Source organism: Undibacterium sp. TC9W, assembly GCF_049339865.1.
Classification (GTDB): Bacteria; Pseudomonadota; Gammaproteobacteria; order Burkholderiales; family Burkholderiaceae_D; genus Undibacterium.
This window is the reverse complement of the sequence record NZ_JBMPPJ010000033.1, coordinates 1-25,826: the sequence shown is the minus strand read 5'-3', so window position 1 is coordinate 25,826 and position 25,826 is coordinate 1. Positions and strand designations below refer to the sequence as shown.

At 51.1% G+C, this 25,826-nt stretch carries 27 protein-coding genes and 1 tRNA gene; 18 read left to right on the top strand and 10 right to left on the bottom strand.

Translation table 11 applies throughout. From position 1 onward, the window contains the following. Position 1 precedes the first annotated feature (1 nt). The 10 genes from ACO0LN_RS28020 to ACO0LN_RS27975 all read left to right on the top strand — a co-directional run bounded on the left by ACO0LN_RS28020 (position 2) and on the right by ACO0LN_RS27975 (position 10,909). On the top strand, positions 2-3,619 hold the full coding sequence (locus ACO0LN_RS28020) for a hypothetical protein (RefSeq protein WP_422979639.1): 3,618 nt from the start codon (positions 2-4) through the stop codon (positions 3,617-3,619). An 11-nt stretch (positions 3,620-3,630) separates the two neighbouring features. Continuing rightward, positions 3,631-4,800 (top strand): hypothetical protein, encoded by a 1,170-nt coding sequence (locus ACO0LN_RS28015; protein WP_422979637.1) that lies wholly within the window; start codon positions 3,631-3,633, stop codon positions 4,798-4,800. A 2-nt stretch (positions 4,801-4,802) separates the two neighbouring features. Beyond that, positions 4,803-5,786 (top strand): LamG domain-containing protein, encoded by a 984-nt coding sequence (locus ACO0LN_RS28010; protein ID WP_422979635.1) that lies wholly within the window; start codon positions 4,803-4,805, stop codon positions 5,784-5,786. Then, on the top strand, positions 5,783-6,172 hold the full coding sequence (locus ACO0LN_RS28005) for a hypothetical protein (RefSeq protein ID WP_422979634.1): 390 nt from the start codon (positions 5,783-5,785) through the stop codon (positions 6,170-6,172). The genes ACO0LN_RS28010 and ACO0LN_RS28005 overlap by 4 nt, the downstream gene beginning before the upstream one ends. Positions 6,173-6,175: 3 nt before the next feature. Further along, positions 6,176-8,086, top strand: coding sequence for a hypothetical protein (locus ACO0LN_RS28000; protein ID WP_422979632.1), 1,911 nt, complete (start codon positions 6,176-6,178; stop codon positions 8,084-8,086). Then, positions 8,079-8,300 carry a hypothetical protein gene (locus tag ACO0LN_RS27995; protein ID WP_422979630.1) on the top strand — a complete coding sequence of 74 codons (222 nt, stop codon included), beginning with the start codon at positions 8,079-8,081 and terminating at the stop codon, positions 8,298-8,300. Before ACO0LN_RS28000 ends, ACO0LN_RS27995 begins: the two co-directional genes overlap by 8 nt. 121 nt (positions 8,301-8,421) lie before the next feature. Continuing rightward, the gene (locus tag ACO0LN_RS27990) at positions 8,422-8,628 is read left to right on the top strand and encodes a Com family DNA-binding transcriptional regulator (RefSeq protein ID WP_422979628.1); all 207 of its coding nucleotides are present in this window, start codon (positions 8,422-8,424) and stop codon (positions 8,626-8,628) included. Then, positions 8,576-9,367, top strand: a complete 792-nt coding sequence (locus ACO0LN_RS27985) for a DNA adenine methylase (RefSeq protein WP_422979626.1) — start codon at positions 8,576-8,578, stop codon at positions 9,365-9,367. The genes ACO0LN_RS27990 and ACO0LN_RS27985 overlap by 53 nt, the downstream gene beginning before the upstream one ends. Positions 9,368-9,467: 100 nt before the next feature. Beyond that, entirely contained in the window at positions 9,468-10,004 is a 537-nt protein-coding gene (locus ACO0LN_RS27980) for a hypothetical protein (protein WP_422979624.1), read from the top strand. A gap of 221 nt (positions 10,005-10,225) precedes the next feature. Next, positions 10,226-10,909, top strand: coding sequence for a hypothetical protein (locus tag ACO0LN_RS27975; RefSeq protein WP_422979622.1), 684 nt, complete (start codon positions 10,226-10,228; stop codon positions 10,907-10,909). A 247-nt stretch (positions 10,910-11,156) separates the two neighbouring features. Here ACO0LN_RS27975 and ACO0LN_RS27970 read toward each other — a convergent pair. Next, positions 11,157-11,232 (bottom strand) — tRNA-Phe (locus ACO0LN_RS27970). A 155-nt stretch (positions 11,233-11,387) separates the two neighbouring features. Between ACO0LN_RS27970 and ACO0LN_RS27965 the strand changes: the two genes are divergently transcribed. From ACO0LN_RS27965 to ACO0LN_RS27940, 6 genes are all read left to right on the top strand, one after another. Beyond that, positions 11,388-12,605, top strand: a complete 1,218-nt coding sequence (locus ACO0LN_RS27965; protein ID WP_422979620.1) for a UbiH/UbiF family hydroxylase — start codon at positions 11,388-11,390, stop codon at positions 12,603-12,605. A 125-nt stretch (positions 12,606-12,730) separates the two neighbouring features. Then, complete coding sequence (locus ACO0LN_RS27960; protein WP_422979618.1) at positions 12,731-13,471, top strand: DsbC family protein; 741 nt, start codon at positions 12,731-12,733, stop codon at positions 13,469-13,471. Positions 13,472-13,494: 23 nt separating this feature from the next. Then, on the top strand, positions 13,495-14,109 hold the full coding sequence (locus ACO0LN_RS27955) for a nucleotidyltransferase family protein (RefSeq protein ID WP_422979616.1): 615 nt from the start codon (positions 13,495-13,497) through the stop codon (positions 14,107-14,109). A 224-nt stretch (positions 14,110-14,333) separates the two neighbouring features. Next, the gene (locus ACO0LN_RS27950; RefSeq protein ID WP_162043392.1) at positions 14,334-14,798 is read left to right on the top strand and encodes a DUF3429 domain-containing protein; all 465 of its coding nucleotides are present in this window, start codon (positions 14,334-14,336) and stop codon (positions 14,796-14,798) included. Between the two features lie 68 nt (positions 14,799-14,866). After that, positions 14,867-16,735: a M61 family metallopeptidase gene (locus ACO0LN_RS27945; protein ID WP_422979614.1), complete on the top strand. Its 1,869-nt coding sequence runs from the start codon at positions 14,867-14,869 to the stop codon at positions 16,733-16,735. 154 nt (positions 16,736-16,889) lie between these two features. Continuing rightward, entirely contained in the window at positions 16,890-17,522 is a 633-nt protein-coding gene (locus ACO0LN_RS27940) for a hypothetical protein (protein WP_422979612.1), read from the top strand. 191 nt (positions 17,523-17,713) lie between these two features. Here the strand turns inward: ACO0LN_RS27940 and trpC are convergent, their stop codons facing one another. The 7 genes from trpC to rpe all read right to left on the bottom strand — a co-directional run bounded on the left by trpC (position 17,714) and on the right by rpe (position 23,768). Beyond that, entirely contained in the window at positions 17,714-18,514 is an 801-nt protein-coding gene (trpC, locus tag ACO0LN_RS27935) for an indole-3-glycerol phosphate synthase TrpC (RefSeq protein WP_422979610.1), read from the bottom strand. A gap of 4 nt (positions 18,515-18,518) precedes the next feature. Next, complete coding sequence (gene trpD, locus ACO0LN_RS27930; protein ID WP_422979608.1) at positions 18,519-19,550, bottom strand: anthranilate phosphoribosyltransferase; 1,032 nt, start codon at positions 19,548-19,550, stop codon at positions 18,519-18,521. After that, a complete protein-coding gene (locus ACO0LN_RS27925; protein WP_110258194.1) occupies positions 19,547-20,119 on the bottom strand; it encodes an anthranilate synthase component II in 573 nt (190 codons plus the stop codon). The genes trpD and ACO0LN_RS27925 overlap by 4 nt, the downstream gene beginning before the upstream one ends. Before the next feature lie 41 nt (positions 20,120-20,160). Beyond that, positions 20,161-20,580, bottom strand: coding sequence for a GxxExxY protein (locus ACO0LN_RS27920; protein ID WP_110258205.1), 420 nt, complete (start codon positions 20,578-20,580; stop codon positions 20,161-20,163). Positions 20,581-20,584: 4 nt separating this feature from the next. Further along, a complete protein-coding gene (gene trpE, locus ACO0LN_RS27915) occupies positions 20,585-22,081 on the bottom strand; it encodes an anthranilate synthase component I (RefSeq protein WP_422979605.1) in 1,497 nt (498 codons plus the stop codon). A gap of 273 nt (positions 22,082-22,354) precedes the next feature. Further along, positions 22,355-23,038, bottom strand: coding sequence for a phosphoglycolate phosphatase (locus ACO0LN_RS27910; protein WP_422979603.1), 684 nt, complete (start codon positions 23,036-23,038; stop codon positions 22,355-22,357). Positions 23,039-23,102: 64 nt separating this feature from the next. Next, on the bottom strand, positions 23,103-23,768 hold the full coding sequence (gene rpe, locus ACO0LN_RS27905; protein ID WP_422979601.1) for a ribulose-phosphate 3-epimerase: 666 nt from the start codon (positions 23,766-23,768) through the stop codon (positions 23,103-23,105). Positions 23,769-23,871: 103 nt separating this feature from the next. On the opposite strand from rpe, the gene apaG reads away from it, so the two are divergent. Continuing rightward, positions 23,872-24,246, top strand: a complete 375-nt coding sequence (gene apaG / locus ACO0LN_RS27900) for a Co2+/Mg2+ efflux protein ApaG (RefSeq protein ID WP_110258198.1) — start codon at positions 23,872-23,874, stop codon at positions 24,244-24,246. Positions 24,247-24,264: 18 nt separating this feature from the next. Here apaG and ACO0LN_RS27895 read toward each other — a convergent pair whose 3' ends face one another. Further along, positions 24,265-24,435: a hypothetical protein gene (locus ACO0LN_RS27895; RefSeq protein ID WP_422979599.1), complete on the bottom strand. Its 171-nt coding sequence runs from the start codon at positions 24,433-24,435 to the stop codon at positions 24,265-24,267. Between the two features lie 164 nt (positions 24,436-24,599). On the opposite strand from ACO0LN_RS27895, the gene ACO0LN_RS27890 reads away from it, so the two are divergent. Beyond that, positions 24,600-25,376 (top strand): enoyl-CoA hydratase, encoded by a 777-nt coding sequence (locus ACO0LN_RS27890; RefSeq protein ID WP_110258199.1) that lies wholly within the window; start codon positions 24,600-24,602, stop codon positions 25,374-25,376. A 255-nt stretch (positions 25,377-25,631) separates the two neighbouring features. Here the strand turns inward: ACO0LN_RS27890 and ACO0LN_RS27885 are convergent. Further along, a partial coding sequence (locus tag ACO0LN_RS27885) for a hypothetical protein (RefSeq protein WP_422979597.1) occupies positions 25,632-25,826 on the bottom strand: 195 nt, incomplete at its 5' end.

The following is a 25,826-nucleotide window of genomic DNA, read 5'->3' as shown; positions in this document are numbered from 1 at the left end:
GATGCCTATTCTAGGAGGCGATGTCGCGCTGCAGACATCAAGAGTAATGGACGATGTTCCCGAAGGCGGCGGTGGCCCAACCGCCACGCTCATTATTGACGGCACAAGCAATAGCATATTCCCGGACATCTCGGAGCTTGACCGCGCTGGTGGCCGTGTGAATTTGCGCAAGGTGTTTGCATCTGTTCTGACAAACAGCGTGGACACGTACTTTGGCGCAAATGTGATCGTAGCCGAACCGCCAGCAGACCCAAAGGTATCTGTTACCTTGTTCTCTACTGGGCAAGTGTTTGACACCAGGGCGTCCGCGAAGGGCAGGATTGAATCTTATCTGTCCCTGGGCGCAAGGTATCCCGGAATCCTGTTTGGTGACCACATCGCGGGTCAGCGTATCGTCACAGTCCTGCAGCGCGAAAGTATCCCAGCGCCTGCAGTCGGTGACACGCTGGTCATGCGCAAGAATGACGGCTTGCCCACGCAGCTAGAGCAATACATCAAGATCATTGCCGCGTCGTCGCGTGTCCGCACCATCACAGATACAAGCGGCGACTTTACCCGTCTGGAAGTATCTTTAACGCTGAGTGATGCACTGACAGCAGACTTTGCGGGCCTCGATGCCACGCGCACAGAGCCAGCCGCCAGCGACTATATTGGCAGGACACGCATGTTTTCCACCATCGTGGCAGACGCGGCCAGGTATTACGGTGTCGTGCCTCTTACCCAGTCTGCTTCCCTGGGTGACCTGGTCGTCAAAGGCTCCAGCATATTCACTCAGCTTGTACCCAGCACAAAAGTCGAAGTACCGATTGCTGATGCACGTATGAGCCAGCGTTCATTGCCATTGCTCAAAGCTGGGGAGCCATACAGCAACACCGTCAACGCTGCGCTGAACAAAACGCAATCCCTGTACATAGGCGGCAAGATACTGCCTGGCTCTTTCACCCTGGCCGTAGGGAGCGTATCGGTCACTGACAAGGGCGGTGTCTTGTTTAACGCTGACACGGCAGTAGGTGCAATCGATTATGAAAACGGCGTGGTATCTGTCTCTACAAACATTTTCGGGACGGGCGTTAATTCCACAACCTACACCTATACGCCTGCAGATACGCCCATATCTGTCACTTCGTCAGTGGGTGTTCCTGTCACTGCCCAGGGCCAGCGCGCAAACTGGGTGTTTTCTATCGCATCCATCCCAGCGCGTGGAACCCTGCAAGTCAGCTACCGCGCATTGTCTCGCTGGTACGTTCTTTCCGACGATGGTTCAGGCGCTATCCGTGGTTCAGAAAGTGTCATAGGCGCAGGGTCGGTTAATTTCACAACCGGGACAGTTTCAGTGACCCTGGGAACATTGCCGGACGTAGGTAGCCAGATCATCCTGCAATGGGTCGACACGTCCACCTCGCGTCCTATGGCCCTGATTCCAGGCCAGCCTGGTGACCAGGCCAGAGCCTTTGGCAAGGTCGTGACCATCAATGACGCAATTAAGCCAGGCTCTCTGATGCTGACCTGGAACGATGGCACAGCCCGCACAGCCACAGATAACAACGGTGCTCTGACTGGGGACGCTACCGGAACAGTCAACTATGCGACAGGCAAAGTATTGTTCTGCCCTAAGACACTGCCAACAAAGAATGCAGGCGTGGTCATGTCCACAATCAACGCTGCTGCAGCCATCGGCGCTATTGCCTTGTTCACTGACAGCGGTGCAAATTGGGCGTTCTCAGTTGTTGGCCCAGTGCGCCCCAGAACGTTCCTGATGTCCGTCTATACCAATTACAGCGGCTTCACTTGGTATATGTCCACAATCTTTAAGCAGGAGCTTGTGCAAGTGGTGGACGATGGCGCAGGTCATCTGCAGATTGCGAATTACGATAGCAATTTAACGGTAGGAACAATCAACTACACCACAGGCGAATGCACACTGGTTAAGTCCATTGGCGGAGTCAAGAAAGAAGAAAACAACTATCAAAGCACTAGCCTGTTGCCAGATGGTTCTGTGCAGGTTGGCCAGGTCATCAGCAAGAGCATGTACACACGGACGCTGAATATTCAGAACGGTGCCACCACGCCGCCTGGGGAAATAACCGTGTCCTGGGCCTGGTGGGTGGGCCTGCAGCACAACGCTGCTGAACTGATGTATGTTGGATCAGACGGCACTGGCCAGACCTACAATTTCACGCTGGACAGTTTGTTTATGCCCAGCACTCCTGCGCCGTCTGCCTTCACCCTGAGTGGTAAAAGGCATTTCGTTACCACAGATAACCGCCTGGTCAAGGATGTATCCGTGACGACTGGCACAGGCACGCTGTGCGGTTCCATTGGCGCGGTGTCAAGCATGAATGGTGTCGTGCTGACTGACTGGGCTGCAGGAGCGATCAACGCGCCAAGCAATATCGCAGGTATAGATTCTGAAGGCACAACGGCGCTGACAGATGCAATCACGTTCAGGACTGCTGTTGCGCCATTGTTTAACGGCGGTTTCTCGCTGGATGGAACAAAGCAAGACGGCGACAATTTCACAGTGACGCCAGACATAAACGGCGTCATCAACAATCCGGCATCCGGTGTTTTTGGATCAGTTGATTTTAATAACGGCATCTGCTCCTTGCGCTTTGGCACGGCGGTAGACGACACACACGCCAATGACCCTGGCGTAATGAACTTGTCTTACTTGGGCATCACTGGCGTTAAATACGTCAAGACCAGCGCCGTTAAAACTGATTCCTTGCGCTATAACGCGGTGGGTTATTCGTACTTGCCATTAGACCAGAACATCCTGGGCCTTGATCCAGTGCGCCTGCCAACGGATGGCAAAGTGCCTATCTTCCGTCAGGGTAGCTTTGTGGTGGTCGGCCACACGGCCACGGTCAGCCCTGGTGCAGTTGTGAACGGTCAGACCATCAACTGTGCCAGGGTTCGCCTGTCCCGTATCCGCGTCATTGATGGCAATGGCCAGGTGATCAGCACCGGCTACACGCAAGACCTGGAAGCCGGGACAGTGACTTTTGTGGACGTGTCCAGCTACGTTATGCCTGTGACCGTTGAGCACCGTATCGAAGACATGGCCATGGTCACAGACGCGCAGATCAACGGGCAATTAACACTGTCCAGGGCATTGACGCATAACTTCCCCATGGGTTCGTATGTGTCCAGCGCCATGATTATTGGTGATACACATGCCCGCGTCTCTGTGCTGTTTGACCAGACCACATTCAATAACACCTGGCAGGACACAGTGAACGGTGCTGACGCACAAGGCACATACAACGACACGCTTGCACCTATCGTGGTCACGAACAAAGGCGCATTGACTGAGCGCTGGGCAATCAGATTTACCAATACGACCACCTTTGACATTATCGGTGAGCATGTGGGCGTGATCGGCACAGGCACGACCACGGCGGACTGCTCGCCAATCAACCCAGCCGCAAGCGTGCCTTATTTCACGCTGAAGGCTGTCGGCTGGGGTTCTGGCTGGGCCGTAGGCAATGTACTGCGCTTTAACACTATCGGTGCGACTAACCCGGTGTGGGTAGCGCGCACGATCCTGCAGGGGCCACCAACATCGATCAACGACAAATTCACGCTGCTTGTGCGTGGTGATATTGACCAACCTTAAGAAAGTGAACCATGGCTGACACAACAGTAAAATATTTTCATTCAGAGATGCAAGGTGCGCCAACGCTGACTGGTACACCTGGTAGCCAGATCGCTGTCCTGGACGCTTGCCTGATTAATGGCTTTGGCCTGGTCTCTGTGACCTCTGCAGTCGTCGCGGGCAACGTGGCCACCTTAAACGTCGGCGCTGGCCACAGCTTCACGGTCGGTACTGTGGCACTCGTGGCGGGTGTAACGTCTCCTGCAGAACTCAATGGCGAGGCCAGGGTTACTGCCATCACTGCCAATTCTATTTCGTTTGCAACCGCTGGAATATCTAACCAGACTGCTACAGGTACGATCACGGCCAAGCTGGCGGGAGCAGGCTGGCTCAAGCCTTTTAACGCGACGAACACTGCAGCGTACAAATCTGCAGATGGCGCATCCAGTGGATGTTATTGCCGCGTAGATGACACAAACGCGACCATGACCCGCGTAGTCGGCTATGAGTCCATGTCCGACATCAACACGGGGACAGGACAGTTTCCGACTAATAATCAAGTGGCTGGCGGTTACTATTGGCAAAAAAGTAGTTCTGCAGATACTACACAAGTTAAATGGTTGGTCTTTGCCGACGCCAGGGCATTCTACCTGGTGCGTTACCCTGCTATGTCCTCTTACCCTGGAGTGGCAGAGATAACGTACTTTGGCGATATTGTGCCTACTAAGAGCGGCGACGCTTATGCCTGCGGTATCACTGGCAATGCATATAACCACCCTGGTCAGTTTCAAGCAACTGCCGCGCAACTTATGTATTCAGCCGTAGCTGCGGCTGAATTCTACTGCGCCAGGTCTTATTCAGGATTGGGAAGCGCCGTACAGATGGGCCGCACTTTCCCGCTGATGTACTCGGATACTAACGTGTATTCCGGGGCAGTCCCTAGCGCAATGTCCTTTCCTAATCCAGCAGATGGCGGCGTGTATGCAGTTAATTTTAACCTGGTTGAATTTGGTAGCAAAGTGTATAGGGGCGTCCTGCCTGGAGCGCTGGCTATTCCGCAAGCAAACGCCTACACCATCCTGGCGAACAAGGATGTGATCATAGGCCAGGGTGATCTGGCTGGCCGTTCTTTGCGTGCGGTCACCTCCACTGGGTACCTCAGCGCAGCGATGTTCTTTGATGTTACCGGGCCTTGGAGATAACAATGGCCGATCAGTATTTTTATAACACGCCAGTACTGTTGCCGTTCGACGGCACGAATAACAGCACCTCGATTGAGAACGCTGGAGCAAAATCATTTACGCCTGTGATCCACGGCAACGCGAAACTGAGTACTGTGCAGAGTGTGTACGGAGGTTCAAGCATGAAGTTGAACGGGGATGCAGATTTTCTGACGTTCCCGAACGTCAGCCTGGGTAGCAGCGACTGGACAATAGAATGCTGGGTATATCTACGTAGTGCGCCTAGCACTTACGCGGCCCTTATGATCAGAACAGGAAGTGGCGGCCTATATGTGTATGGAACAAGTCTGATTTTTTATCCCTACATCACCAGCACTACTACAGCATTGAGTCTGAACACTTGGCACCACGTTTGCGCGGTACGCTCATCAAATCAATTGACCTTGTACCTCGATGGCGTGGCGTTGCCGAATACTGCAACGTATCCTGGCGAAACGATAATGAACACGATTGGGGCTGACGGTTCTGGCGTGCAAGGTTCTCAGTGTTATATCGATGACTTAAGAATGACCGCAGGTGTAGCCAGGTATGTTGGGAACTTCACGCCGCCCGGAGAATTCGACACGACCAAGCCAGAAATCTTGGCAACTGGCGTGCATGTCGCCAAAAGAGTGGTTTCAGTGGGTATTCCTTCGACCAATTTTAAACACCCGCACCTGGCAACGCCGAGCCGGAAAGAGGCTGATTTACTCTATGGCGGCAACGGGAGAATTTCTGGCGTGACGAAGAAAAAAGGCCCGCCAGACGTGGCGGTGTCCACCCGCGTCAGGTTATTCAAAGACCGTGATGGAATGATGATACGCGAGACCTGGAGTGACCCAGTGACAGGGGCGTATGTATTCGACCATATTTCTATGGACGTTAAATACACGGTGTTGACCTATGACCATACGCACAATTTCCGCGCAGTCGTGGCAGACAATTTAACGCCGGAGCTGATGCCATGATTTTGAGCATATCGCCACAACACCTGGAAGCCAGGCAAGCAGGCTCCCTGGCTCATTTAGACGCTGGTGCAGGTCGCGCCAGGGTACGCATTTATAACGGCGTACAGCCCGCTTTTGGTGGCCCTGAGACGCAAATGCTGGTAGAGGTCGCACTGACCAAGCCCGCTGGCATTGTTGCGGGTGGTGTCCTTAGTCTGACGACCAGCACTTTTGGGCTGATAGCTGTTACTGGCCAGGCTACCTGGGCGCGTGTTGTGAATGGTAACGGCGAGATCGCGTTTGATTGCGACGTGACCGATTCAACAGGCAACGGCGTGATTCAGCTTGAAAGTACGCAACTGTACGCGGGTGGCAAAGCATTTTTGACAGCCTTGAATCTGGGATAACACTTGACTGAGTCCAGCCTGCTCCTGTTTTCTGATGCGCCGTCTGGCAACCCGTCGCTGATGCTGTTCGGCGGCGAGGCCGCGCCGTATGTACCTGTTGACCTGGTGTTTTCAGAAAGTCCTGCAGAGAACCCTGCCGACCTGGTATTTGGTGGCGTGGATGTTTCCTTGCCACCCGTGCCTGACCTGCATGGAACGTTGGCAGGTACGTATCCAGCGATGGTTTGCCATGGCGTAGTCAGCTATCTGTCTGACACGGCCAGGCCAGTGGTGGGCAGGATCAGCAACGCATGGCAAAAGGCAGAGCAAACAGAATCAAGCGTTAAAACCAGCTACCAGGTGATGCTGGCCAGCCATGCAAAGAGCCAGGATAAATGGGAGGTAGCCAAGCCATTGTTTGCGCGTGGCCAGGTCAAACTGGCGCATAGCTTGATAGGTAATCGCTCAAGTACAACGGCCAGCCATGCGGAGGCAGTACAGATTGAGATCGGCAGGCTAAGCAGCTTTGCATCGATGTCGCCAGTAGCAAGGACAACGACCAGGACGAGCTGGCAAGAGGCGCGGCCTGTGAAGACTGAAAGGCTATCCGCGTTCCAGTCTATGCAGCCTGTTGCAAGGGCCAGCCGTTTATCTGGCTGGGGCGATGCAAGGCGCAACCTGGTGCAGGCGCGTGACGGCTTCCAGGACGCCGACGCACTCCAGGTGATGGGGAGGTCAGGTTTTCAGAAGGCCAGGAAGCCGCCGCCAGGGAAAGCGGCAGAAATACTGCCACCCGTTAAACCGCCTTGCTATGTACCGCCACCTGGCAATGCTGTTGATTTGCTGTTTGCTGCAGCCCGGTCGAATTCCACAAGCCTGGTGTTTTCTTGTGAGCGCACAACGCCGCCAGTGAATACCATCGTCATACCCGTTAAAAGGACTTACATCATGCTTAACGACGTACAGTTAAGACGTGTCGAAGGCAATTACATTTTGCCAGCCACGACCCTGCAAATGCAGATTGATATGGATAGCTGGACATGGTCGTTTTCGACATCGATGCCAGCGTGCGCGCTGCCCTTGGTCGAGCCTGGCCAGGCCGGTGACCGGGTGATCCTGGAAGCGTCGGTCAACGGTCAAAAGTTTTCTTTGTTGGCAGAGGATATCCAGCGTGAAAAGGTGTTTGGCAAATCTACCATATCCATCAGTGGCCGTGGCCTGTCAGCCTTGCTTGCAGACCCGTACAGCCCTATCCTGACGTTTAAGAACGACATCGAGCGCACAGCACAGCAGTTGATGAATGACGCGCTGATGATTAACGGTGTCCCGATTGGCTGGTCTGTAGATTGGCGTATCGATGATTGGCTAGTCCCTGCAGGCGTTTGGAGTCATCAGGGCAGCTACATGTCTGCATTGACGACTATTGCCAATGCGGCAGGCGCTTTCATTCAGCCAGACCCTACGGCCCTGATACTGCGGATATTGCCGCGCTACCCAGTTAAGCCCTGGGAATGGGCAAGCGCCACGCCTGATATTGAATTGCCATCTGCAGCAGTCACAAGGGAGTCAATAAGCTGGACGGACAAGCCAGACTATAACGCCGTGTATGTATCCGGCACGACCGCAGGCGGCATTCTTGGATACGTTAAACGGGCTGGTTCCGCTGGTGAGAAGCTGGCCCCTATGATCACAGATGCCCTGATCACTGATAGCGCACCCGCCAGGCAGCGCGGCATCTCTATCCTGGCAGAGACAGGCCGCAATGCAAGCTACTCGCTGAGCCTGCCTGTATTGCAAGAGGCGGGAATTATCATGCCGGGGAAAATGACACGCTATGTGGACAGCGCCGAGGTGATGGGCATCGTCAAAGGTGTTTCAATCAGCGCTGAGCAGTCAAAGCTTCGCCAGACTATTGAGGTGCAAACCCATGGCTAATATTTATAAGGTCTTCAAAGACCTGATACCAGACCCGCCACTCTTAGTAGGCAAGGTGATCGCAGTCCGGCCAGGTCACAACATCATTGAATTACCAGGAGGTGCGCAGGTGACGGCCAGAGGCCCGGCAACATTGAATAAGAAGGTGTTTTTTAAGGATGGTGTGATAGAGGGGGAAGCCCCAGATTTAACGGTAGTGAATATCGATGTTTAGAACAGAGCGACCTGACCAGTGCGCTAACACTGATCAAGTCATCTGATTGCAGCATGCACTGCGCTCAAACCACGGCCCTGCCACCTGTACAGGTGGGGCGAATGTTAGCACGGAGCGTTAAATGCAGGAAATACGATGTGGAAAGTGTAGTAAAAAACTAGGGGCTGGCGAATACACCAGGCTCAGTATTAAGTGTCCCAGATGTAAAGCGTTAAATGAATTGAGCACCAGGAGTGCCATACCTGAACGCCCAGGAGCGTCACCAGGAGTAGCGAATGACGAATCCAATCATCCCTTGGCTGGGTGGCAAACGAAGGCTGGCGGATAAGCTGATGCCGCTTTTTCCGAAACATGAGTGTTATGTAGAGGTGTTTTGTGGTGGCGCTGCCCTGTATTTCTTGCGGCCAGTGCCAGCGCCAACAGAGGTAATAAACGATATCAATGGCGAGCTGGTGAACCTGTATAGGGTCGTCCAGCATCACATGGAAGAGTTTGTAAGGCAGTTCAAGTGGGCAATTAGTAGCCGCCAGATATTCAAATGGCAGAAGGCTGCTATCCCTGAGACATTAACTGATATCCAGCGTGCGGCCAGGTTTTACTACCTACAGCAGCATGCCTTTGGTGGCAAGGTAAGTGGTCAGAACTTTGGCACGGCCACGACAGGATCACCGATTAACCTGTGCCGCATAGAGGAAAGCCTGAGTGCCGCCCATTTGCGCCTGGCTGGCACGTATGTGGAGAACCTGCCCTGGTTAGACTGCATGAAGCGATACGACCGGGCGCACACCTTCTTTTACTGTGATCCGCCGTATTGGGAGACGGAGGGATACGGGGTTGAATTTGGTTATGAAAACTATGTGCAGATGGCTGAATTTATGCGGACTTGCAAGGGCAAAGTAATGGTCAGCATCAATGATCACCCGGCTATAAGGGAGGCGTTTAACGGTTTGCACATCATGGAACTTACCATTAAGTACAGTGTATCCAATACCCATGGCCAGCCTGAAACAAGTAAGGAATTGGTGATAATGAATTGGGAGCCTGGAATAATGGAAAGTTTATTTTAACGCAATCAGAATTACGCTGATTTCATATTAAAATAACTAGTCAGACTGATAAAGTTTTATTCAGCCCGACACTCCTACTCTTCAAAAAAAAGGAAATTATATGAATTTCGCTCAGGTTAAGAAAAAATTGATCGCTGGTTGTATATCGGCTTTCGTCCTTTCACTCGCTGGATGTGCTACTGGTGATGCAGTAAAGAAAGAGAAGCAAGCAAGATATGTTGGCTACTCTAATATCGTTACCCTGAATGGAAAGCATCAGTTTGGCGGTAGTTCGTTGGTAGAGTACGAGCGTTTTAAGAATACTGCTTCCCAACTTCAAGTCGCGAATGGCATTAAGTCTCAAATGCAATTTGTTGGCCCTACAAATATTTTGTACACAATAGCCTACGCAGATGGCTCGTTTGAGACCAAATTCGGAACACAAGTTGACCTGATTTTTAGCTATCAACAATGTAACTCGGTAGCCTATGTGGATGTGTTCTATATGAAGTGCATGGATAGCAATCCAGCTCCACTCACGTCGGCTCGTAAAACAGTCATGTTAAAAGGTGGGGAGTCGACAAAGATAGAGTTTCCTAGCGGCGTCCAATGGAATTACAGAGTCTTTGATCAAGGCGATATAAATATGCCGGAATAGAAAGTTCCAATTGAAAACACCGCCTTATTGGCGGTGTTTTCAATTGGACTATTTCGACGACAGTGACAAACGTATTGCAAATATTTGATTTTTTACAGCGCCAAAATATCTGCGAATGAGGGACAAATCTGGCGCGCCCTTACAACAAACTCGCCCTTACACAATATTGGATCATCGCTACACTATAATCATTCTGCCATTATAAATTCTAAGGAAAGCGCATGCCCCACATAGACACAATTATTCTGGATATAACTAAAACGATGCTAGGCTCATTTTTAGGCGCTGGATTAGCTTTTTTTTCTAATTACGTGTTTCGTCAGAGCCAAAAAGAAGAGGAGCAGGTTGCTGCAGGGAACGTTGCAATGGCCATGTTAGCCGAAATGACAATCGCTTTCCTAGTATATAAAAGAGGGGTGATAGACAGTCGCAATAAAACTAGAGGTGTTACTGCCGATCTTCCAGATTGGGGGCAATTGCTACCCATAGTTTACGAATTTGATGAGTCGCTGGAAGTAAACATTCAATCTTTGGCTTTTCTTTTTAAAAATCAGAATACAAGTGCCATGGGTCGAGTCTTTGGTGCGCAATCAAATTACAAATCTTTAGTCTACTTTCAAAAGGAGCACTATGAAGTGATGACGGAAATTCAGGCGAAACTGTCGTTATTGACCTACGATCCAAACGCTCAAACAGATTTGGACTATTCTACGCGGGAAATACCAAAGTATTTGCTTGGGAGAATTGAAGCTATTAATGCATTAATTTTACGCGCATTAAAAGAAGACGAACCCCACTACATTAATGCTATAGCGTCGCTGCGCGCTGACTTATCGTCCCACTTAGGAAGCAATCGCATCATAGAAATCAGCATTCCAGATGAATGGAAAGACTTAAAAATATAGAGTAAACGAAAGAAGAGTGAGCTTAGAGAAAATTCAAAGTCATATGCAAACAAGTGCAAAGTTTTTCGCGCCCTTACATGAGGGACAAATAACCCGCAAGCGCCTTGTTTATTGCGGTGACAAATAAAGCGCGAACGGGGGACAAAATCGCCGCGAGCTTACAGTTACATAGAAAAGAAAAGTGAAAGACAAAACAAAAACGGTTACATGCATAAACATGTAACCGTTTGATTTTATTGCTTATTCTTGGTGGCCCGGGGCGGAATCGAACCACCGACACAAGGATTTTCAATCCTCTGCTCTACCGACTGAGCTACCAGGCCAAGACCAAGAATTATAGACATGTTGGGAGTGGTTTGCAAGCTTTTTCTGAAAAAAGCCGTTCTCCTCTCTATGATGGGGCTTTGATCTGGCGCATCGGGCAGGTGGGTGGGCTTCCCGTATAATGGGGCATTATCTGGTTTTTGATGGGGGACTGATGTCTGCTCAGGTGCGGGATTGCGATATTTGTATTGTTGGTAATGGGGCGGTTGGCAAGGCGGCGGCTTTGGGCTTTGCCCAGGCGGGGTTACGTGTGAACTTGTTGTGCGCTCCTGGTTCTGGAGTGCCTGCAGTTGTTCCCAATTTGGCTCCCGGTTCAACTGCTGACTGGGATGTGCGGGTATATGCGCTTAACCATGTGGCGCATGATTTGCTATCTTCATTAAAGGTCTGGGATGCACTGGATCAGGCGCGGGTGGCACCAGTATCGGCCATGCAGGTACAGGGCGGCGGCATTGATGCGGGCAGGCTGGGCTTTGATGCTTATGGCGCGCATGTGAATGAACTGGCCTGGATCATCGAAGACAAGAATCTGAACCAGGCGCTGGATACGGCTTTGCGGTTTGCGCAGAATCTGACGTTGGTGCAGGGGCGGGCGCAGGCTTTGGTGGTACAGCCTGATGCTGCGCAAATAGTGCTGGACGATGGCAGCAGCATACGTGCGTCTCTGATCATCGGCGCAGATGGTGCACAGTCCTGGGTACGAGGTGCTTGCGATATTGGACTGGATTACCGTTCTTATCATCAGCAGGGTGTGGTGAGCAATTTTGAATGTACCAAACCGCATCATGGTGTTGCTCATCAGTGGTTTGTACAAGAGCATGGCATTATCGCCTTGCTGCCTTTGCCGGGTAACCGTGTATCACTGGTATGGTCGGCACCTGATGCACTGGCCGAGACTTTATTGCGCGAGCCTTTGTCTGCGCTGGTTGAGCGTTTGATGCCATATTGTGGTGAAGTGCTTGGTGCCTTGCAGCCAGTGCTGCCAGAGGCAATCAAGGCTTTTCCTTTGCGTCTGATGCGGCCACACAGCATGATCGCGCCACGAGTAGCCCTGGTGGGGGATGCCGCGCACGCTGTGCATCCGCTGGCGGGGCATGGCATGAACCTGGGTTTTGCGGATGTGGTTGATTTGCTGAAAGTGATTAAAGAAAAAGAAGCGCATCGTGATTGCGGTGATGCCCGTTTGCTGGGCCGTTACCAGCGTGCGCGCAAGGAGGAGGTGATGCTGATGCTGGCAACCACAGATGGCCTGGCACGCCTGTTTGCATCTGATTTGACGCCTTTGCGTACAATACGTGATCTGGGATTGAACTTGCTGGACCGCTTGCCAGTCATAAAGAACAAATTAATCGCTCACGCCATGGGGAAATAAGTCTGGCGTGGTGTAGTGGTGTGTTTGTAAGTTTGCTGCAATGAATACGACCAAGAACCAGACTGCGGTCTTTTATGGTTTTGATGTTCGTGCGCAAGTATGAAGAAAATGAAAGAAGATTGAAAATGAAAAAAACTCTACAAGGCCTGATGGTCATTGCGCTGGCTTTGGCTGGCAGTGTCTTTGCTGCCGAGACGGCGCAAGAAGCCAATGTGCGCAAGCTGGTACAGCCCACATTTCGCGAAGGTGTGAAGATTGATTCTGTGACCAAGACGCCATATTCAGGTCTGTTCGAGGTACGCATAGGTTCAGATATCATGTACACCGATGAGAAGGCACAATTCCTGTTCACGGGTGAAGTCATAGACGCAAAGAATGGCACCAATTACACCAAGGCCAGGATAGATGACCTGACCAAGGTGAAGTTTTCTGAGCTGCCGCTGGAATCTGCATTGAAGATGGTCAAGGGCGATGGCAAGCGTGTCATCGCGGTATTTGAAGATCCGAATTGTGGCTATTGCAAACAGTTCCGTAAGACGCTGGCGACGATGGACAACATCACTGTTTACACGTTCATGTATAACATTCTGGCAGAGGATTCCAAAACCAAATCCAAAAACATCTGGTGTTCGGCTGATCGCAATAAGGCCTGGGACGAATGGATGTTGCACGGCAAGGTCGCACCTGAGGCTGCTGCCAACTGCAATACACCCAACGATAAAATTTTTGCCCTTGGACAAAAGTTGCGTGTAACGGGAACGCCCTCTGTTTTCTTTGCAGATGGCACGCGTGCACCTGGCATGCTGGATGTGAAAACGCTGGAAAGCAGGATCGCTGCAGCGGCCGGCAATAGCAAAGCCAACTAATCCATTTAAAGTAATAATTCACGATGACTTCGTCGCCACGCTGGACAGGCATTTTGCTGGCAGCTGGGCGCGGACGTCGCTTTGATGCCAGTGGTCGGCAAGACAAACTCTTGCAAATACTGGCGGATGGCAAATCGGTAGCACAGCATAGCGCACAGAATTTGCTGGCGGTCATGCCGCATGTTATTGCTGTGCTGAGGCCAGATAATTCGGAGTTGGCAGGCCAATTGCAGGCAATGGGTATTGAGTGCCTGGTCTGTCATGAAGCTGATGCGGGCATGGCGAATTCTCTCAAACATGCCTTGCGTACTACGGCTGACAGTGCTGGATGGGTCATCGCCCTGGCCGATATGCCCTCAGTAAAAACTTCTACCATGTCACTGTTGTTTGAAGCCTTGCAGGCAGGGGCTGGAATAGTCGCGCCGGTGTATCAGGGACGGCGCGGTAACCCGGTTGGGTTTGCCAATCAATACTTGCCACAATTGCTGGATTTGCAGGGCGACATTGGTGCCCGCAGTGTTTTACAAAGCAATCCGCTCACGCAAATAGAAGTGGATGACCCTGGCATTCATGAGGATATTGATACTCGCGATGCCTTGCTCAGTCATTTGGATAAAGGAGGGAAAGCAAATGCTTGAAATACAGGATTCAATGATTTTGTGATTAAAATACTGCAAATAAGACATGGTTTCACAGACGATACGCACGACGGCTAAGGATTTTCCACAATTTTTGACCTTCACCGCCAGTTTTGTTGCTTCTAAATAGCTTGTGGATATATCTATACAACTAAAATAACCATAGAATAGCGGTTTTCTTCCACCTGATTTAGAAGTGGGCGGTATTGGTGCTGCCAAAATGTATGGATAATCTCAATCGAAAACTGGCAATACGGATAGGCATTGCCGGGCTTGCACCATTTATCTTTTTGACGCTGGCTTGCTGGATCGTGCATCCAGACTGGTTGGGGGCTCTGATCAAGGCACAACTGCATTATGGCATTGTGATTTTGTCTTTTCTTGGCGGCCTGCATTGGGGCGTCGCTCTCATGGCAGGTGGCGGGCATGAGAATGAAAACAAAAAAGTCCTGATCTGGGGCGTGGTTCCCATTATTATTGCCTGGCTGTTTTTGAACCATATGCTGATAGGTTTTATCGTGCAGGTTGCCGGTTTTATCGCGACCTACAAGATAGACAAGCGTCTCTATCAATCTTATGGTGTGCCAGCATGGTTTATCAATTTGCGTTTGCAATTGACACGTGCAGTTGTAGGGGCGCAGTTATTTACTTTTATTGCGGCCAATGTACGTAATTACACCGCGTCATGAAATTCTGTTCCGACTTCCCACTCCTCACTTCAGTACTCATTATTTAAGAAACAGAAAGATCGTTCAGAATGAAAAAAACGATAACAACAAAGAGACAAGTGACGAACGTGTCTGCATCAGCCCATGCACTGGCATATACCATCGTCCCCAAGGACCTGGCCGGACATATGTACCTGGTCACGCTGGATATCGCAGCACCTGATACCGATGGTCAGATCGTCAGCTTGCCGGCATGGATACCCGGCAGTTATATGGTGCGTGAATTTGCCCGCAACATCGTGCAGATCAAGGCCAGCTCTGACGGCAAAAAAGTCGCACTGAAAAAGCTCGACAAACACACCTGGCAAGCTGCGCCTTGCAAAGGCGCTCTGCGCATCACTTATGAAGTATATGCCTGGGATTTGTCGGTTCGTGCAGCGCACCTCGATCAAAGCCATGGTTTCTTCAATGGCACCAGCGTATTTTTGAGCGTGCATGGCCAGGAAATGAATGCGCATGTGGTTGATATCCGGCGTTCTGACGATGTCACCTGCAAGACCTGGCGCGTTGCCACGTCACTACCTGAGCTGAAAGCCAAGCGCTACGGCTTTGGTACTTATATAGCCGCCAATTATGATGAACTGATAGATCACCCGGTTGAAATGGGTGATTTTGCGCTGGCGACATTTGATGCGCACGGCATCTCGCATGACTTTGTCGTGACCGGCAAAGTACCGAATATGGATATGGAGCGCATCGTCGCAGATGTACAAAAAATCTGTGAAACGCAAATCGCTTTCTTCGAACCGCGCACCAAAAAAGCACCAATGGACCGCTATGTCTTCATGACCATGGTGGTGGGCGAAGGTTATGGCGGTCTGGAGCATCGTGCTTCTACTGCGTTGATTTGCAACCGCACTGATTTGCCAGTCAAACACCAGGCGGAAATGAGCGATGGCTATCGCGGCTTTTTGGGCCTGTGCAGCCATGAATATTTCCACACCTGGAACGTCAAGCGCATCAAGCCTGCGGCCTTTGCCAGCTATGATTTGCGTCACGAAAACTACACCAGCCTGCTGTGGGTATTTGAAGGCTTCACCAGCTACTATGATGACTTGATGCTGGTACGTGCAGGCGTGATTGATGAAGCTGCTTACTTCAAATTGCTGGCCAAAACCATCAATATGGTGACACGTGGTAGCGGTCGTACAAAGCAAAGCGTGGCTGAATCCAGCTTCGATGCCTGGACCAAGTATTATCGCCAGGATGAAAATTCACCGAATGCGATAGTCAGTTATTACACCAAGGGTTCTCTGGTGGCACTGGGCCTGGATTTGATGATACGCGCAGAAACCGCCGGTAAAAAGTCTCTCGATGACGTCATGCGCGCCATGTGGCAAAAATTTGGCCGCGACTTTTATGAGCGTAGCCTGTCAGGCAAACAACAAGGCCTGGGCGAGACTGAATTTGAAAGTCTGGTGGAACAAGTCACAGGCGTGAATGTACGTCGCTTCCTCGACAAGCATGTGCGTGGCACTGAAGACGTACCGCTGGCAAGTCTGTATGCGGACTTCGCCTTGCAGGTAAACGATGGCAGTGCAAGCAAAAAAACCAGCCTTGGCGTGCGTGTTGTGCGCGACGGTAATGACTGCAAGATCGCCAATGCACATGAAGGCCGTGCAGCACATGTCGCTGGTTTGTCGCCAAACGATGTCATCATCGCCATCAATGGTTTGCGTGTCACTGCTGCAGATGCTGCTGATAGTCTGGCTACGGCGCTGGGACGGTATCGTGTAGGTGAGACTGTGCAGATTCATGCCTTCCGCCGTGATGAATTGTTGACAGTGCAGGCTAAATTGCAGGCGGATGATGTACCAGCCGTGAGCCTGACAGTGCAGGCAGCAGGCAAGGTTGCCAGTTTGGTGAGACCAAGCTTTCAAAAGTCTGGCAAGAAGTAAGTTGTAAACTGCATCTAATCTGATATCTGATAACGCGCCGTACAGTGATTTGCTGTACGGCGTTTTTTTATGTCTGCTATTTCTGCTGCGCAGGCGCTGAACTTTCTATAGTATGATTTTGTCATATTAAATTATCACCTCAGCCTGGGCTTGCATGACAGTGTCACCTTCTTACCCGCAGCAAGCGTTATGGCAAAAGTCTGCGAACTGGGCAGGGATTATTCTATTACACCTGTTCCTGTTGCTGGGTTTGCGGCAGATACACGGACGATATGTAGCAAAGCAAGACGGGCTGGCGTATCTGGATGTCAGTATGGTGCAAGCTGTGCCAAAGTCTCTTCCCAAAACCAGGCCTGAAACGCAGCCTGAAGTTGTCCGGGCACCTAGGACAGTCACGTCCGGATTGCCCTCTGTCCGTGAAAAGAACAGGCCAGTTTCTATAGACGTATCGCCTGAAACCCAAACCTTGCCTGTCACTGATGTACCCGCTACTCAAGCTGCGGCAGAGAGTAAATCAGCCTCACTTGATCTTGATACCTTGCGGCGCGGTGCTGTTGCGAATGACAAGACGCAGCGTTTGAAAGAGCCCGCACGAGCTTTTAGTCAGCCTGTCACTGAATTGAGAATGGAAGAAAAATTTGGCAGGGACGTCGCGGATGCCAAACGCAAAAACTGCATGAATGCGTATTCGGAAGGGGCGAGGGTAGGCAATGTTGCCATATCCGGTTTGCTTGTCGCTGGGGTGATCGTGGCGGATACGGTAAGTGGGAAGGGGTGTAAGTGGTGAGTTTGATTTCCGCCCGATGCAATTTCCTCGTTTGCATTGAAGGGCGAGAGTATTTTTTACGCGGACTTTACAAGTACCTTCGATAACCAACGAAAGTCGCTGTGCTCCTGCCTGCGCAGGAGCGACGACATTGGGAGTAAAGGTGATATTTTTTTTCGGGGGCTGGGCTAAACTTGCGCTTCTGTCGCAAGTTACCCAAACACTTTGGCTAATTCCTCTCCCGGGTTCTCAGCCCGCATAAAAGCCTCGCCCACCAAAAAGCCATGCACATTCGCTTCACGCATGCGGGTGACATCCGCTGCTGACATGATGCCTGATTCAGTAATTACCAGCTTGTCTGGTGTAATCCTTGGCAGCAAACCTATGGTCGTATCCAGAGACACTTCAAAAGTACGCAGGTTACGGTTATTGATACCCAGCATGGCAGTCTTGAGTTTTAGCGCGGCTTCCAGTTCTTCAGCATCATGTACTTCAACCAGGACACCCATGCCCAATTCATGTGCGCAAGCTTCCAGGTCAGCCATCAGGCCGTGATCAAGTGCAGAGACGATGAGCAAAATGCAATCTGCACCCCAATGCCTGGCCTGATAGATCTGGTAAGGATCGATCATGAAATCCTTGCGCAATGCAGGCAAAATACAAGCAGCACGAGCCTGTAGCAGATATTCAGGCGCGCCCTGGAAAAACTGCACGTCTGTCAGCACAGATAAACAGGCCGCACCATGTTCAGCATAGCTTTGCGCGATCGCTGCTGGATGAAAGTCGGGACGCAACACTCCTTTTGAAGGCGAGGCTTTTTTAATCTCCGCAATTACCGCTGCCTTGCCCGCCGCAATCTTGCCACGCAAACTACCTTCAAAACTGCGCAGATCTGCTTGCGCTTCCTTGTTGCTCTCTACTTCTGCACGCAGGCTGGCAAAGGACTGATATTTCTTGGCTGCCGCCACTTCATCGGCTTTGACTGCCAGGATTTTATTTAAAATATCAGACATAAGCTTACTTCCCTAATTGCTGGGTGACTGCTATGAACTGTTCCAGCTTGGCCTTGGCTGCGCCGGATGCGATAGCTGCTTGGGCTAGCTTGACGCCATCTGCAATCGATGTGGCTATGCCCGCACCGTACAGGGCTGTACCTGCATTCAGGGCGACGATGTCAGTTGCTGCGCCTTCAACATTGTTCATCACTTCCAATATCTTGGCTTTCGATTCGTCTGCACCATTTACACGCAGATTGCGGTTGGATACCATTTGCAAACCAAAGTCTTCCGGGTGGATATCGTATTCGCGGATTTCACCATTCACCAGTTCACCCACCATGGTCGGTGCACCGAGTGAGACTTCATCCATATTGTCACGCCCCCACACCACCAGTGCATGTTGCGCCCCCAGTCTTTGCAAGACGCGGATTTGTATACCCACCAGATCAGGGTGGAATACACCCATCAAGATATTCGGTGCACCTGCCGGATTGGTCAATGGCCCCAGGATATTGAAGATAGTACGCACGCCCAGTTCACGTCTTACTGGTGCAGCATGCTTCATCGCTGCGTGGTGGTTAGGTGCAAACATGAAACCTATACCGGTTTGTGCTATCGACTGGGCGATTTGCTCAGGTTTGAGATTGATGTTCGCGCCCAAAGATTCGAGTACATCAGCACTGCCGGAGGATGAGGACACACTGCGACCGCCATGTTTGGCGACGCGTGCGCCAGCAGCGGAAGTAACGAACATCGATGCAGTAGAGATATTGAAAGTATGCGCACCGTCACCACCAGTACCGACGATGTCGATCATGTTGTCCGTATTTGCCAGTGGTACCTTTGTTGAGAATTCGCGCATGACCTGGGCGGCGGCAGTGATCTCGCCTATGCTTTCTTTTTTGACGCGCAGGCCCATGGTCAGTGCGGTAATCATGACTGGCGACATTTCGCCACCCATCAGTTTGCGGAACAGGAACAGCATTTCATCGTGAAAAATTTCACGGTGTTCTATCAGGCGTGTCAGTGCTTCTTGTTGAGAGATGGTCATGATGCTGTTCCAGTCAAAAAGTTTTTCAGCAGGGCGTGGCCATGCTCGGACAATATGGATTCGGGGTGGAATTGCACGCCTTCGAGATTGAATTCCTTATGGCGTACACCCATGATTTCGCCGTCATCTGTCCATGCAGTCACTTCCAGGCAATCCGGCAGGCTGGCGCGTTCTATCGCCAGGGAGTGATAACGGGTAATCGTGTAAGGGCTAGGTAAATTTCTGAAGACGCCAACACCAGTGTGCGCAATGGCAGAAGTCTTGCCATGCATGACTTGCTTGGCGCGGATGACTTTGCCGCCAAAGGCTGCACCTATGGCCTGGTGACCAAGGCAGACACCGAGGATAGGCGTCTTGCCAGCAAAGCGTTCTATGACGGCGATGGAAACACCTGCTTCTGCTGGTGTACAAGGACCGGGCGAAATGCAGATATGATCAGGCTTCAATGCTTCAATCTCTTCTATCGTAATTTCATCATTTCGGTAGGTACGCACATCCTCACCCAGCTCGGCAAAATACTGCACCAGGTTGTAGGTGAAGGAATCGTAGTTGTCTATCATCAGTAACATAAGTAAGGCCTCTCAACACAGAGTCACGGAGACACAGAGTTTCACAGAGAAACCCTTTTGATCCCGCTTTTTAATACGGGCACCATGAAATTAATAAGTAATCCAGTTTTATAACCAGTCAGGCGTAAGTAGGTAAGCAGTTGTGCCGTATGGACAGGGAGCAGTGATTCTATTGCCTTCAATTCCAGTACCAAGCTATCTTCAACTACCAGGTCAAGCCGATAAGCAGACTCTACCTCCACACCTTTATAGGCAATATCCAGTGAGACCTGACGTTTGAAGCTGAGTTTGCGCAAATACAGTTCATGACAAAGACAGCTTTCATACGCACTCTCCAAAAGACCTGGACCCAGATGCTTGTGCACTTCTATTGCTGCACCGATGACTTGTTCACTCAATAAGTCATTCTCTGTTTTTCTCTGTGTCTCGGTGTCTCTGTGGTGAGCTTTTTGGTCTGGCATTTGATCAAATCTCTCCATCCAGGCCATCTTGCACTTGTTCTGCCGCACGCAATACTGCGCGTGCCTTGTTTTCAGTTTCCTGCCATTCCATTTCCGGCACTGAATCAGCCACCACGCCAGCGGCTGCCTGTACATACAGCATGCCATCCTTCAAGACACCGGTGCGTATGGCAATCGCCAAATCCATTTCACCGCCGAAGGACAGGTAACCGCAGGCACCTCCATAGATGCCGCGTTTGACGGGTTCGAGTTCATCAATGAGTTCCATCGCCCTGACCTTGGGAGCGCCAGACAAAGTGCCTGCCGGGAAGGTGGCTTTCAATACATCAAGGTTGGACAAATCGGCTTGCAAGACACCTTCTACATTCGAGACGATGTGTTGCACGTGCGAATATTTTTCGATGACCATCTGGTCGGTGACCTTGACGCTGCCAGTCTGGGCGATGCGGCCTATGTCATTGCGGGCCAGGTCGATGAGCATCACGTGTTCGGCGATTTCTTTCGGGTCGGCCAGCAATTCTTTTGCCAGTTCTGCATCGCGTTCTGGTGTTGCGCCGCGCGGGCGGGTGCCAGCCAGTGGGCGTATGGTGACTTTCTTGCTGCCATCGTTCAGGCTTTCATTGCGCACCAGGATTTCTGGGGATGCGCCTATGATTTGCATGTCGCCAAAATTATAGAAATACATATACGGCGATGGGTTCAGCGAACGCAGGGCGCGGTACAGTGACAGCGGTGAATCGACATAGGGTTTCTTGATGCGCTGACCCACCTGCACTTGCATGAGGTCGCCTGCCATGATGTATTCCTTGGCTTTTTCTACCGCCTTCAGGTAATCATCCTTGGCGAAGTCGCGTATGGACTCTGTGCGAACGGATGCCGATGTGACCGGAGCATCCACACTACGGCGCAACATGGCGCGCAAGTCTTTCAGGCGCTGGCGGGCTTTGGACCAGGCTTCTGGCTGGGTAGGGTCGGCATACACGATGAGGTAGAGTTTGCCAGATACATTGTCGATGACGGCCAGTTCTTCAGTCAGCAATAACTGGATTTCTGGCAAGCCTAGATCATCTTTTGGTGCCTTGCCAGCCAGGCGTTTTTCTACATGGCGCACGGCGTCATAGCCGAAGTAACCAGCCAGGCCACCGCAAAAACGTGGTAGGCCAGGGCGCAATGCCACCTTGAAACGCGCCTGGAATTCGGCAATGAAATCCAGCGGGTTCATGTCGCGGCTTTCGATGATCTGGCCATTTTTCAGGACTTCGACTTTGTCGCCAAAGCTGCGCACCAGGGTATTGGCAGGCAAGCCTATGAAGGAATAGCGGCCAAAACGCTCGCCACCCATGACGGATTCAAGCAAGAAAGTATTCTTGCCGGCATTCTGGGTTTGCGCGAGTTTCAGATACAGGGTGAGCGGGGTTTCCAGATCGGCGAAAGCTTCCGCAATCATGGGGATACGGTTGTAGCCTTGCGCGGCCAACGATTTGAATTCGAGTTCGGTCATGGTTTTCTTTCAACCGCCTGCCTGTTCCTGAAGCTTATGCACGCGTCTACAGCAGCAGCTAGCAGCGCACGCAAATTCGCTCAAGAGAGTATGGACGGGTAAAACAGATTGATATAACAAGCAAGAAGATGTGCTTGGGATGTGCACAGCCACTCGCGGCATTCGTGGTTTAACAGAATTGCCAGCGTCGCCATAGCCAGGCCTCAAAAGTGCCTGGAGTGATCATGGAACGTTTGTTATCGATGAACATTCGTTATGTGAATGGTTTGAAAGTCAATGAGAGTTTTTCGCTGACAGCAGTTGTGCTGCTACCAACAGGGTTTCGACTATACCATCACTTTGAATATTTTGTACAGCTTCGCCGTGGTTGTATCCATACGGCACTGTCAAGACTGGGCAACCTGCTGCGCGGGCAGCAATTGCATCATTGCTGGAATCGCCTATGGCCAGCACTTGTGATGGTGGCAAGCCCAGAGCCTTGCAGGTTTCGAGCATGGGCAGGGGATCAGGTTTCTTTTTTGCAAAGCTGTCGCCGCCATAGACTCGTTCAAAATAAGAGCTGATTTCTTTCTTTTGCATCAGCGGCAGGGCGAAGACCAGTGGCTTATTGGTGACGCAGATCAAGCGCAGCCCCAGATCACGCATAGCTTGCAGGCCTTCATGCACCTCAGGGTAAAGCTGGCTGTGATCACCATTGATAGCCAGGTAATGACGCTGGTAAGCAGCCAGAGCGTCGTCAAAGCGTGCTGCTACACCAGCGGCATCAAAATCCAGCGACAAGACTTGCTGGATAAGATTTTCAGAGCCCTTGCCCACCATGGTCTTGATGACATCCAGCGTCAGCGGTGCCAGCGCAAATTCTAAGCGCATGCGGTTGATGGCAACCAGGAAATCTGGTGCGGTATCTATCATGGTGCCATCGAGATCGATGATGGCGGCTTTGATGTAGCTGAACATGGTGGGGGCGATCAGATGTAGGCCTTTCGCCTGGTGTGGCGAAAAGCCTGAAGTGAAATGGGGGTTAAACCTTGGATAACTCTACGCGCATGGCATCAATGATGGCCTTGTAGTCGGGTTTGCCAAATATGGCAGAACCGGCAACAAAGGTATCGGCACCAGCACGAGCTATTTCTGCGATGTTCTCGATTTTGACGCCGCCATCGACTTCCAGCATGATGTCGCGGCCAGATTCATCAATGATCTTGCGGGCTTGCGCAATTTTCTTCAGCGTGTGTGGGATAAATGTCTGACCACCAAATCCAGGGTTGATCGACATGATCAAAACGATATCGACTTTGTCGATGACATTTTCCAGTACATGCAGTGGTGTCGCCGGGTTGAATACCAGGCCAGCCTTGCAACCATGGTCACGTATGGTTTGCAGGCTGCGGTCTATATGTTCTGAGGCTTCCGGGTGGAAGGTGATGATATTCGCACCCGCCTTGGCAAAGTCCGGGATGATGCGGTCCACCGGCTTGACCATCAGATGCACATCGATAGGTACTTGCACATGTGGGCGTATCGCTTCGCACACCATGGGGCCTATGGTCAGGTTGGGAACGTAATGATTGTCCATGACATCAAAATGGATCATGTCTGCGCCAGCGGCGACGACATGGCGGACTTCTTCTCCCAGGCGGGCGAAATCGGCGGACAATATACTGGGAGCAATGCGGAAAGTAGTCATGATGGAATCGTGCTTGAAAAAGATATGCTATTTTACCTTGTGAGGGCAAGCGGCTGTTGTCTTCGTCTGGCACAATGAACATAGTTCATCATGAGAGAAAATTATGGCAGCGTATGAAATAAGTGTATCGGTGGCGACACAATACCTCAAAGACCAGTCCGATCCTGAGCAAAACAATTTCGTTTTTGCCTACACCATCACCATAAAGAATACCGGCACCGTGGCGGCGCAAGTCATTTCACGCCACTGGATCATTACCGACAGTACCAACCATGTAGAAGAAGTCAAGGGCTTGGGTGTAGTCGGCCATCAACCTTTCCTGGCGCCAGGGCAAAGCTTTGAATACACCAGTGGCAGTTCATTAAGGACGCCACAGGGCAGCATGAAGGGCACTTATTTCTGCGTGGCAGAAGATGCCCATCGCTTTGAGGCAGAGATACCTGAGTTTGTTTTGTCTTTGCCGCGTACCCTGCATTGATACTGGCACAGTCCAGGCTTATTGCGGATTTTCATTATCCTGGCTTTGCTTGCTTTGTTCTATAGGCTTTTTATCTTCCTTGGGTGGTGTTTCTGGTCTTTCTGGTGCGCGACCATGAAACATCGTCCACCAGACGATAAAAATCAGCATGAACATCGCTACGCCTGCTTCCAGCGCTAGTAACCACATCGCACTCACCTCGCTCAATAAATTAAGCGCATTGTACCTGCTAATTTGCGTGCTTATTTGCGTGCTTATTTGCGTACCTCATTACAGGTGCTGGTCCGGCGCATTACAATAGATATACCGGCATTCATGCTGCATATCACTACTTAATAAAATCAGGAGCATCTATGACATACGAATGTATTTTGACTGAAACCCGCGACAAAGTCGGTTTGATCACCCTGAACCGCCCCAAGGCCATGAATGCGCTGAATGATCAGCTCATGGATGAACTGGGCCTGGCACTGAAAGCTTTCGACAAGGATGAAAACATCCATTGCATCATTCTGACAGGCAGTGAAAAAGCCTTTGCCGCCGGTGCTGACATCGCCGCCATGGTCGGCTATAGCTTCATGGATGCCTATAAAGATGACTACATCACCCGCAACTGGGAGACCATGCGCCAGATCCGCAAGCCCGTGATTGCTGCTGTTGCAGGCTATGCTCTCGGTGGTGGCTGCGAAGTCGCCATGATGTGTGACTTCATCATTGCTGCAGAAAATGCCAAGTTCGGCCAGCCAGAAATCAAGCTGGGCACTTTACCTGGCGCTGGTGGCACACAGCGCCTGCCACGCGCGATATCCAAATCCAAAGCCATGGACATGTGCCTGACCGCACGCATGATGGATGTAGTCGAAGCAGAACGCGCAGGCCTGGTATCCCGTGTAGTGCCACTGGACAAGTTGATGGAAGAGGCTTTCGCTGCAGCGAATGTGATCGCTTCCATGTCTTTGCCTATCATCATGATGGCGAAGGAGTCTGTGAACCGCGCTTATGAAACGACGCTGTCAGAAGGCATACAGTATGAGCGTCGTTTGTTCCAGGCGAGTTTTGGTACGGAAGATCAGAAAGAAGGTATGCAAGCCTTCCTGGAGAAACGTCCGGCGGTATTTAAGAATAAGTAATTTTGTCTCTACTTATATAGAGACTATATAGAGGCGTGTTATATATGGCCGCGCCTCTATAAATATAAGTCGCATCTAGCGTCTATATAGTTTGAAAAATTTCATCCCATTCATGCAGCAATTCCAGCATCCCGCAAAGCCATGAACCCCCTGCCTTTCAAGGAGAGGCTTAGGGCGGGAATGGTTTTCGGTCGATCAGCGAAATCAGCACTATATAGATAGCCACCGACTCGTCGCCCCTGCGCAGGCAGGAGCTCAGCGTCGTCCGAGGATGAGGCGTGATGCCCGTTCACAGACATATCCATAAATAATAAGAAAGCAGCAGGGTGCGCGCAGCGCACCCTTTTGCTTTTCTACAAACGCCCTAAATAATTTACGCCAGGGTATTGCAAAGGGGTGAGGAAGTTTGCTATAGTTCGCCTCCCGCTGAAGAGCGGGCGAGAAGAGAAG

Coding starts and splice junctions, on each gene's coding strand:
- ACO0LN_RS28020 (WP_422979639.1), top strand. CDS start 2: ATGCCTATTCTAGGAGGCGATGTCGCGCTGCAGACATCAAGAGTAATG.
- ACO0LN_RS28015 (WP_422979637.1), top strand. CDS start 3,631: ATGGCTGACACAACAGTAAAATATTTTCATTCAGAGATGCAAGGTGCG.
- ACO0LN_RS28010 (WP_422979635.1), top strand. CDS start 4,803: ATGGCCGATCAGTATTTTTATAACACGCCAGTACTGTTGCCGTTCGAC.
- ACO0LN_RS28005 (WP_422979634.1), top strand. CDS start 5,783: ATGATTTTGAGCATATCGCCACAACACCTGGAAGCCAGGCAAGCAGGC.
- ACO0LN_RS27995 (WP_422979630.1), top strand. CDS start 8,079: ATGGCTAATATTTATAAGGTCTTCAAAGACCTGATACCAGACCCGCCA.
- ACO0LN_RS27990 (WP_422979628.1), top strand. CDS start 8,422: ATGCAGGAAATACGATGTGGAAAGTGTAGTAAAAAACTAGGGGCTGGC.
- ACO0LN_RS27985 (WP_422979626.1), top strand. CDS start 8,576: ATGACGAATCCAATCATCCCTTGGCTGGGTGGCAAACGAAGGCTGGCG.
- ACO0LN_RS27980 (WP_422979624.1), top strand. CDS start 9,468: ATGAATTTCGCTCAGGTTAAGAAAAAATTGATCGCTGGTTGTATATCG.
- ACO0LN_RS27975 (WP_422979622.1), top strand. CDS start 10,226: ATGCCCCACATAGACACAATTATTCTGGATATAACTAAAACGATGCTA.
- ACO0LN_RS27965 (WP_422979620.1), top strand. CDS start 11,388: ATGTCTGCTCAGGTGCGGGATTGCGATATTTGTATTGTTGGTAATGGG.
- ACO0LN_RS27960 (WP_422979618.1), top strand. CDS start 12,731: ATGAAAAAAACTCTACAAGGCCTGATGGTCATTGCGCTGGCTTTGGCT.
- ACO0LN_RS27955 (WP_422979616.1), top strand. CDS start 13,495: ATGACTTCGTCGCCACGCTGGACAGGCATTTTGCTGGCAGCTGGGCGC.
- ACO0LN_RS27950 (WP_162043392.1), top strand. CDS start 14,334: ATGGATAATCTCAATCGAAAACTGGCAATACGGATAGGCATTGCCGGG.
- ACO0LN_RS27945 (WP_422979614.1), top strand. CDS start 14,867: ATGAAAAAAACGATAACAACAAAGAGACAAGTGACGAACGTGTCTGCA.
- ACO0LN_RS27940 (WP_422979612.1), top strand. CDS start 16,890: ATGACAGTGTCACCTTCTTACCCGCAGCAAGCGTTATGGCAAAAGTCT.
- trpC (WP_422979610.1), bottom strand. CDS start 18,514: ATGTCTGATATTTTAAATAAAATCCTGGCAGTCAAAGCCGATGAAGTG.
- trpD (WP_422979608.1), bottom strand. CDS start 19,550: ATGACCATCTCTCAACAAGAAGCACTGACACGCCTGATAGAACACCGT.
- ACO0LN_RS27925 (WP_110258194.1), bottom strand. CDS start 20,119: ATGTTACTGATGATAGACAACTACGATTCCTTCACCTACAACCTGGTG.
- ACO0LN_RS27920 (WP_110258205.1), bottom strand. CDS start 20,580: ATGCCAGACCAAAAAGCTCACCACAGAGACACCGAGACACAGAGAAAA.
- trpE (WP_422979605.1), bottom strand. CDS start 22,081: ATGACCGAACTCGAATTCAAATCGTTGGCCGCGCAAGGCTACAACCGT.
- ACO0LN_RS27910 (WP_422979603.1), bottom strand. CDS start 23,038: ATGTTCAGCTACATCAAAGCCGCCATCATCGATCTCGATGGCACCATG.
- rpe (WP_422979601.1), bottom strand. CDS start 23,768: ATGACTACTTTCCGCATTGCTCCCAGTATATTGTCCGCCGATTTCGCC.
- apaG (WP_110258198.1), top strand. CDS start 23,872: ATGGCAGCGTATGAAATAAGTGTATCGGTGGCGACACAATACCTCAAA.
- ACO0LN_RS27895 (WP_422979599.1), bottom strand. CDS start 24,435: ATGTGGTTACTAGCGCTGGAAGCAGGCGTAGCGATGTTCATGCTGATT.
- ACO0LN_RS27890 (WP_110258199.1), top strand. CDS start 24,600: ATGACATACGAATGTATTTTGACTGAAACCCGCGACAAAGTCGGTTTG.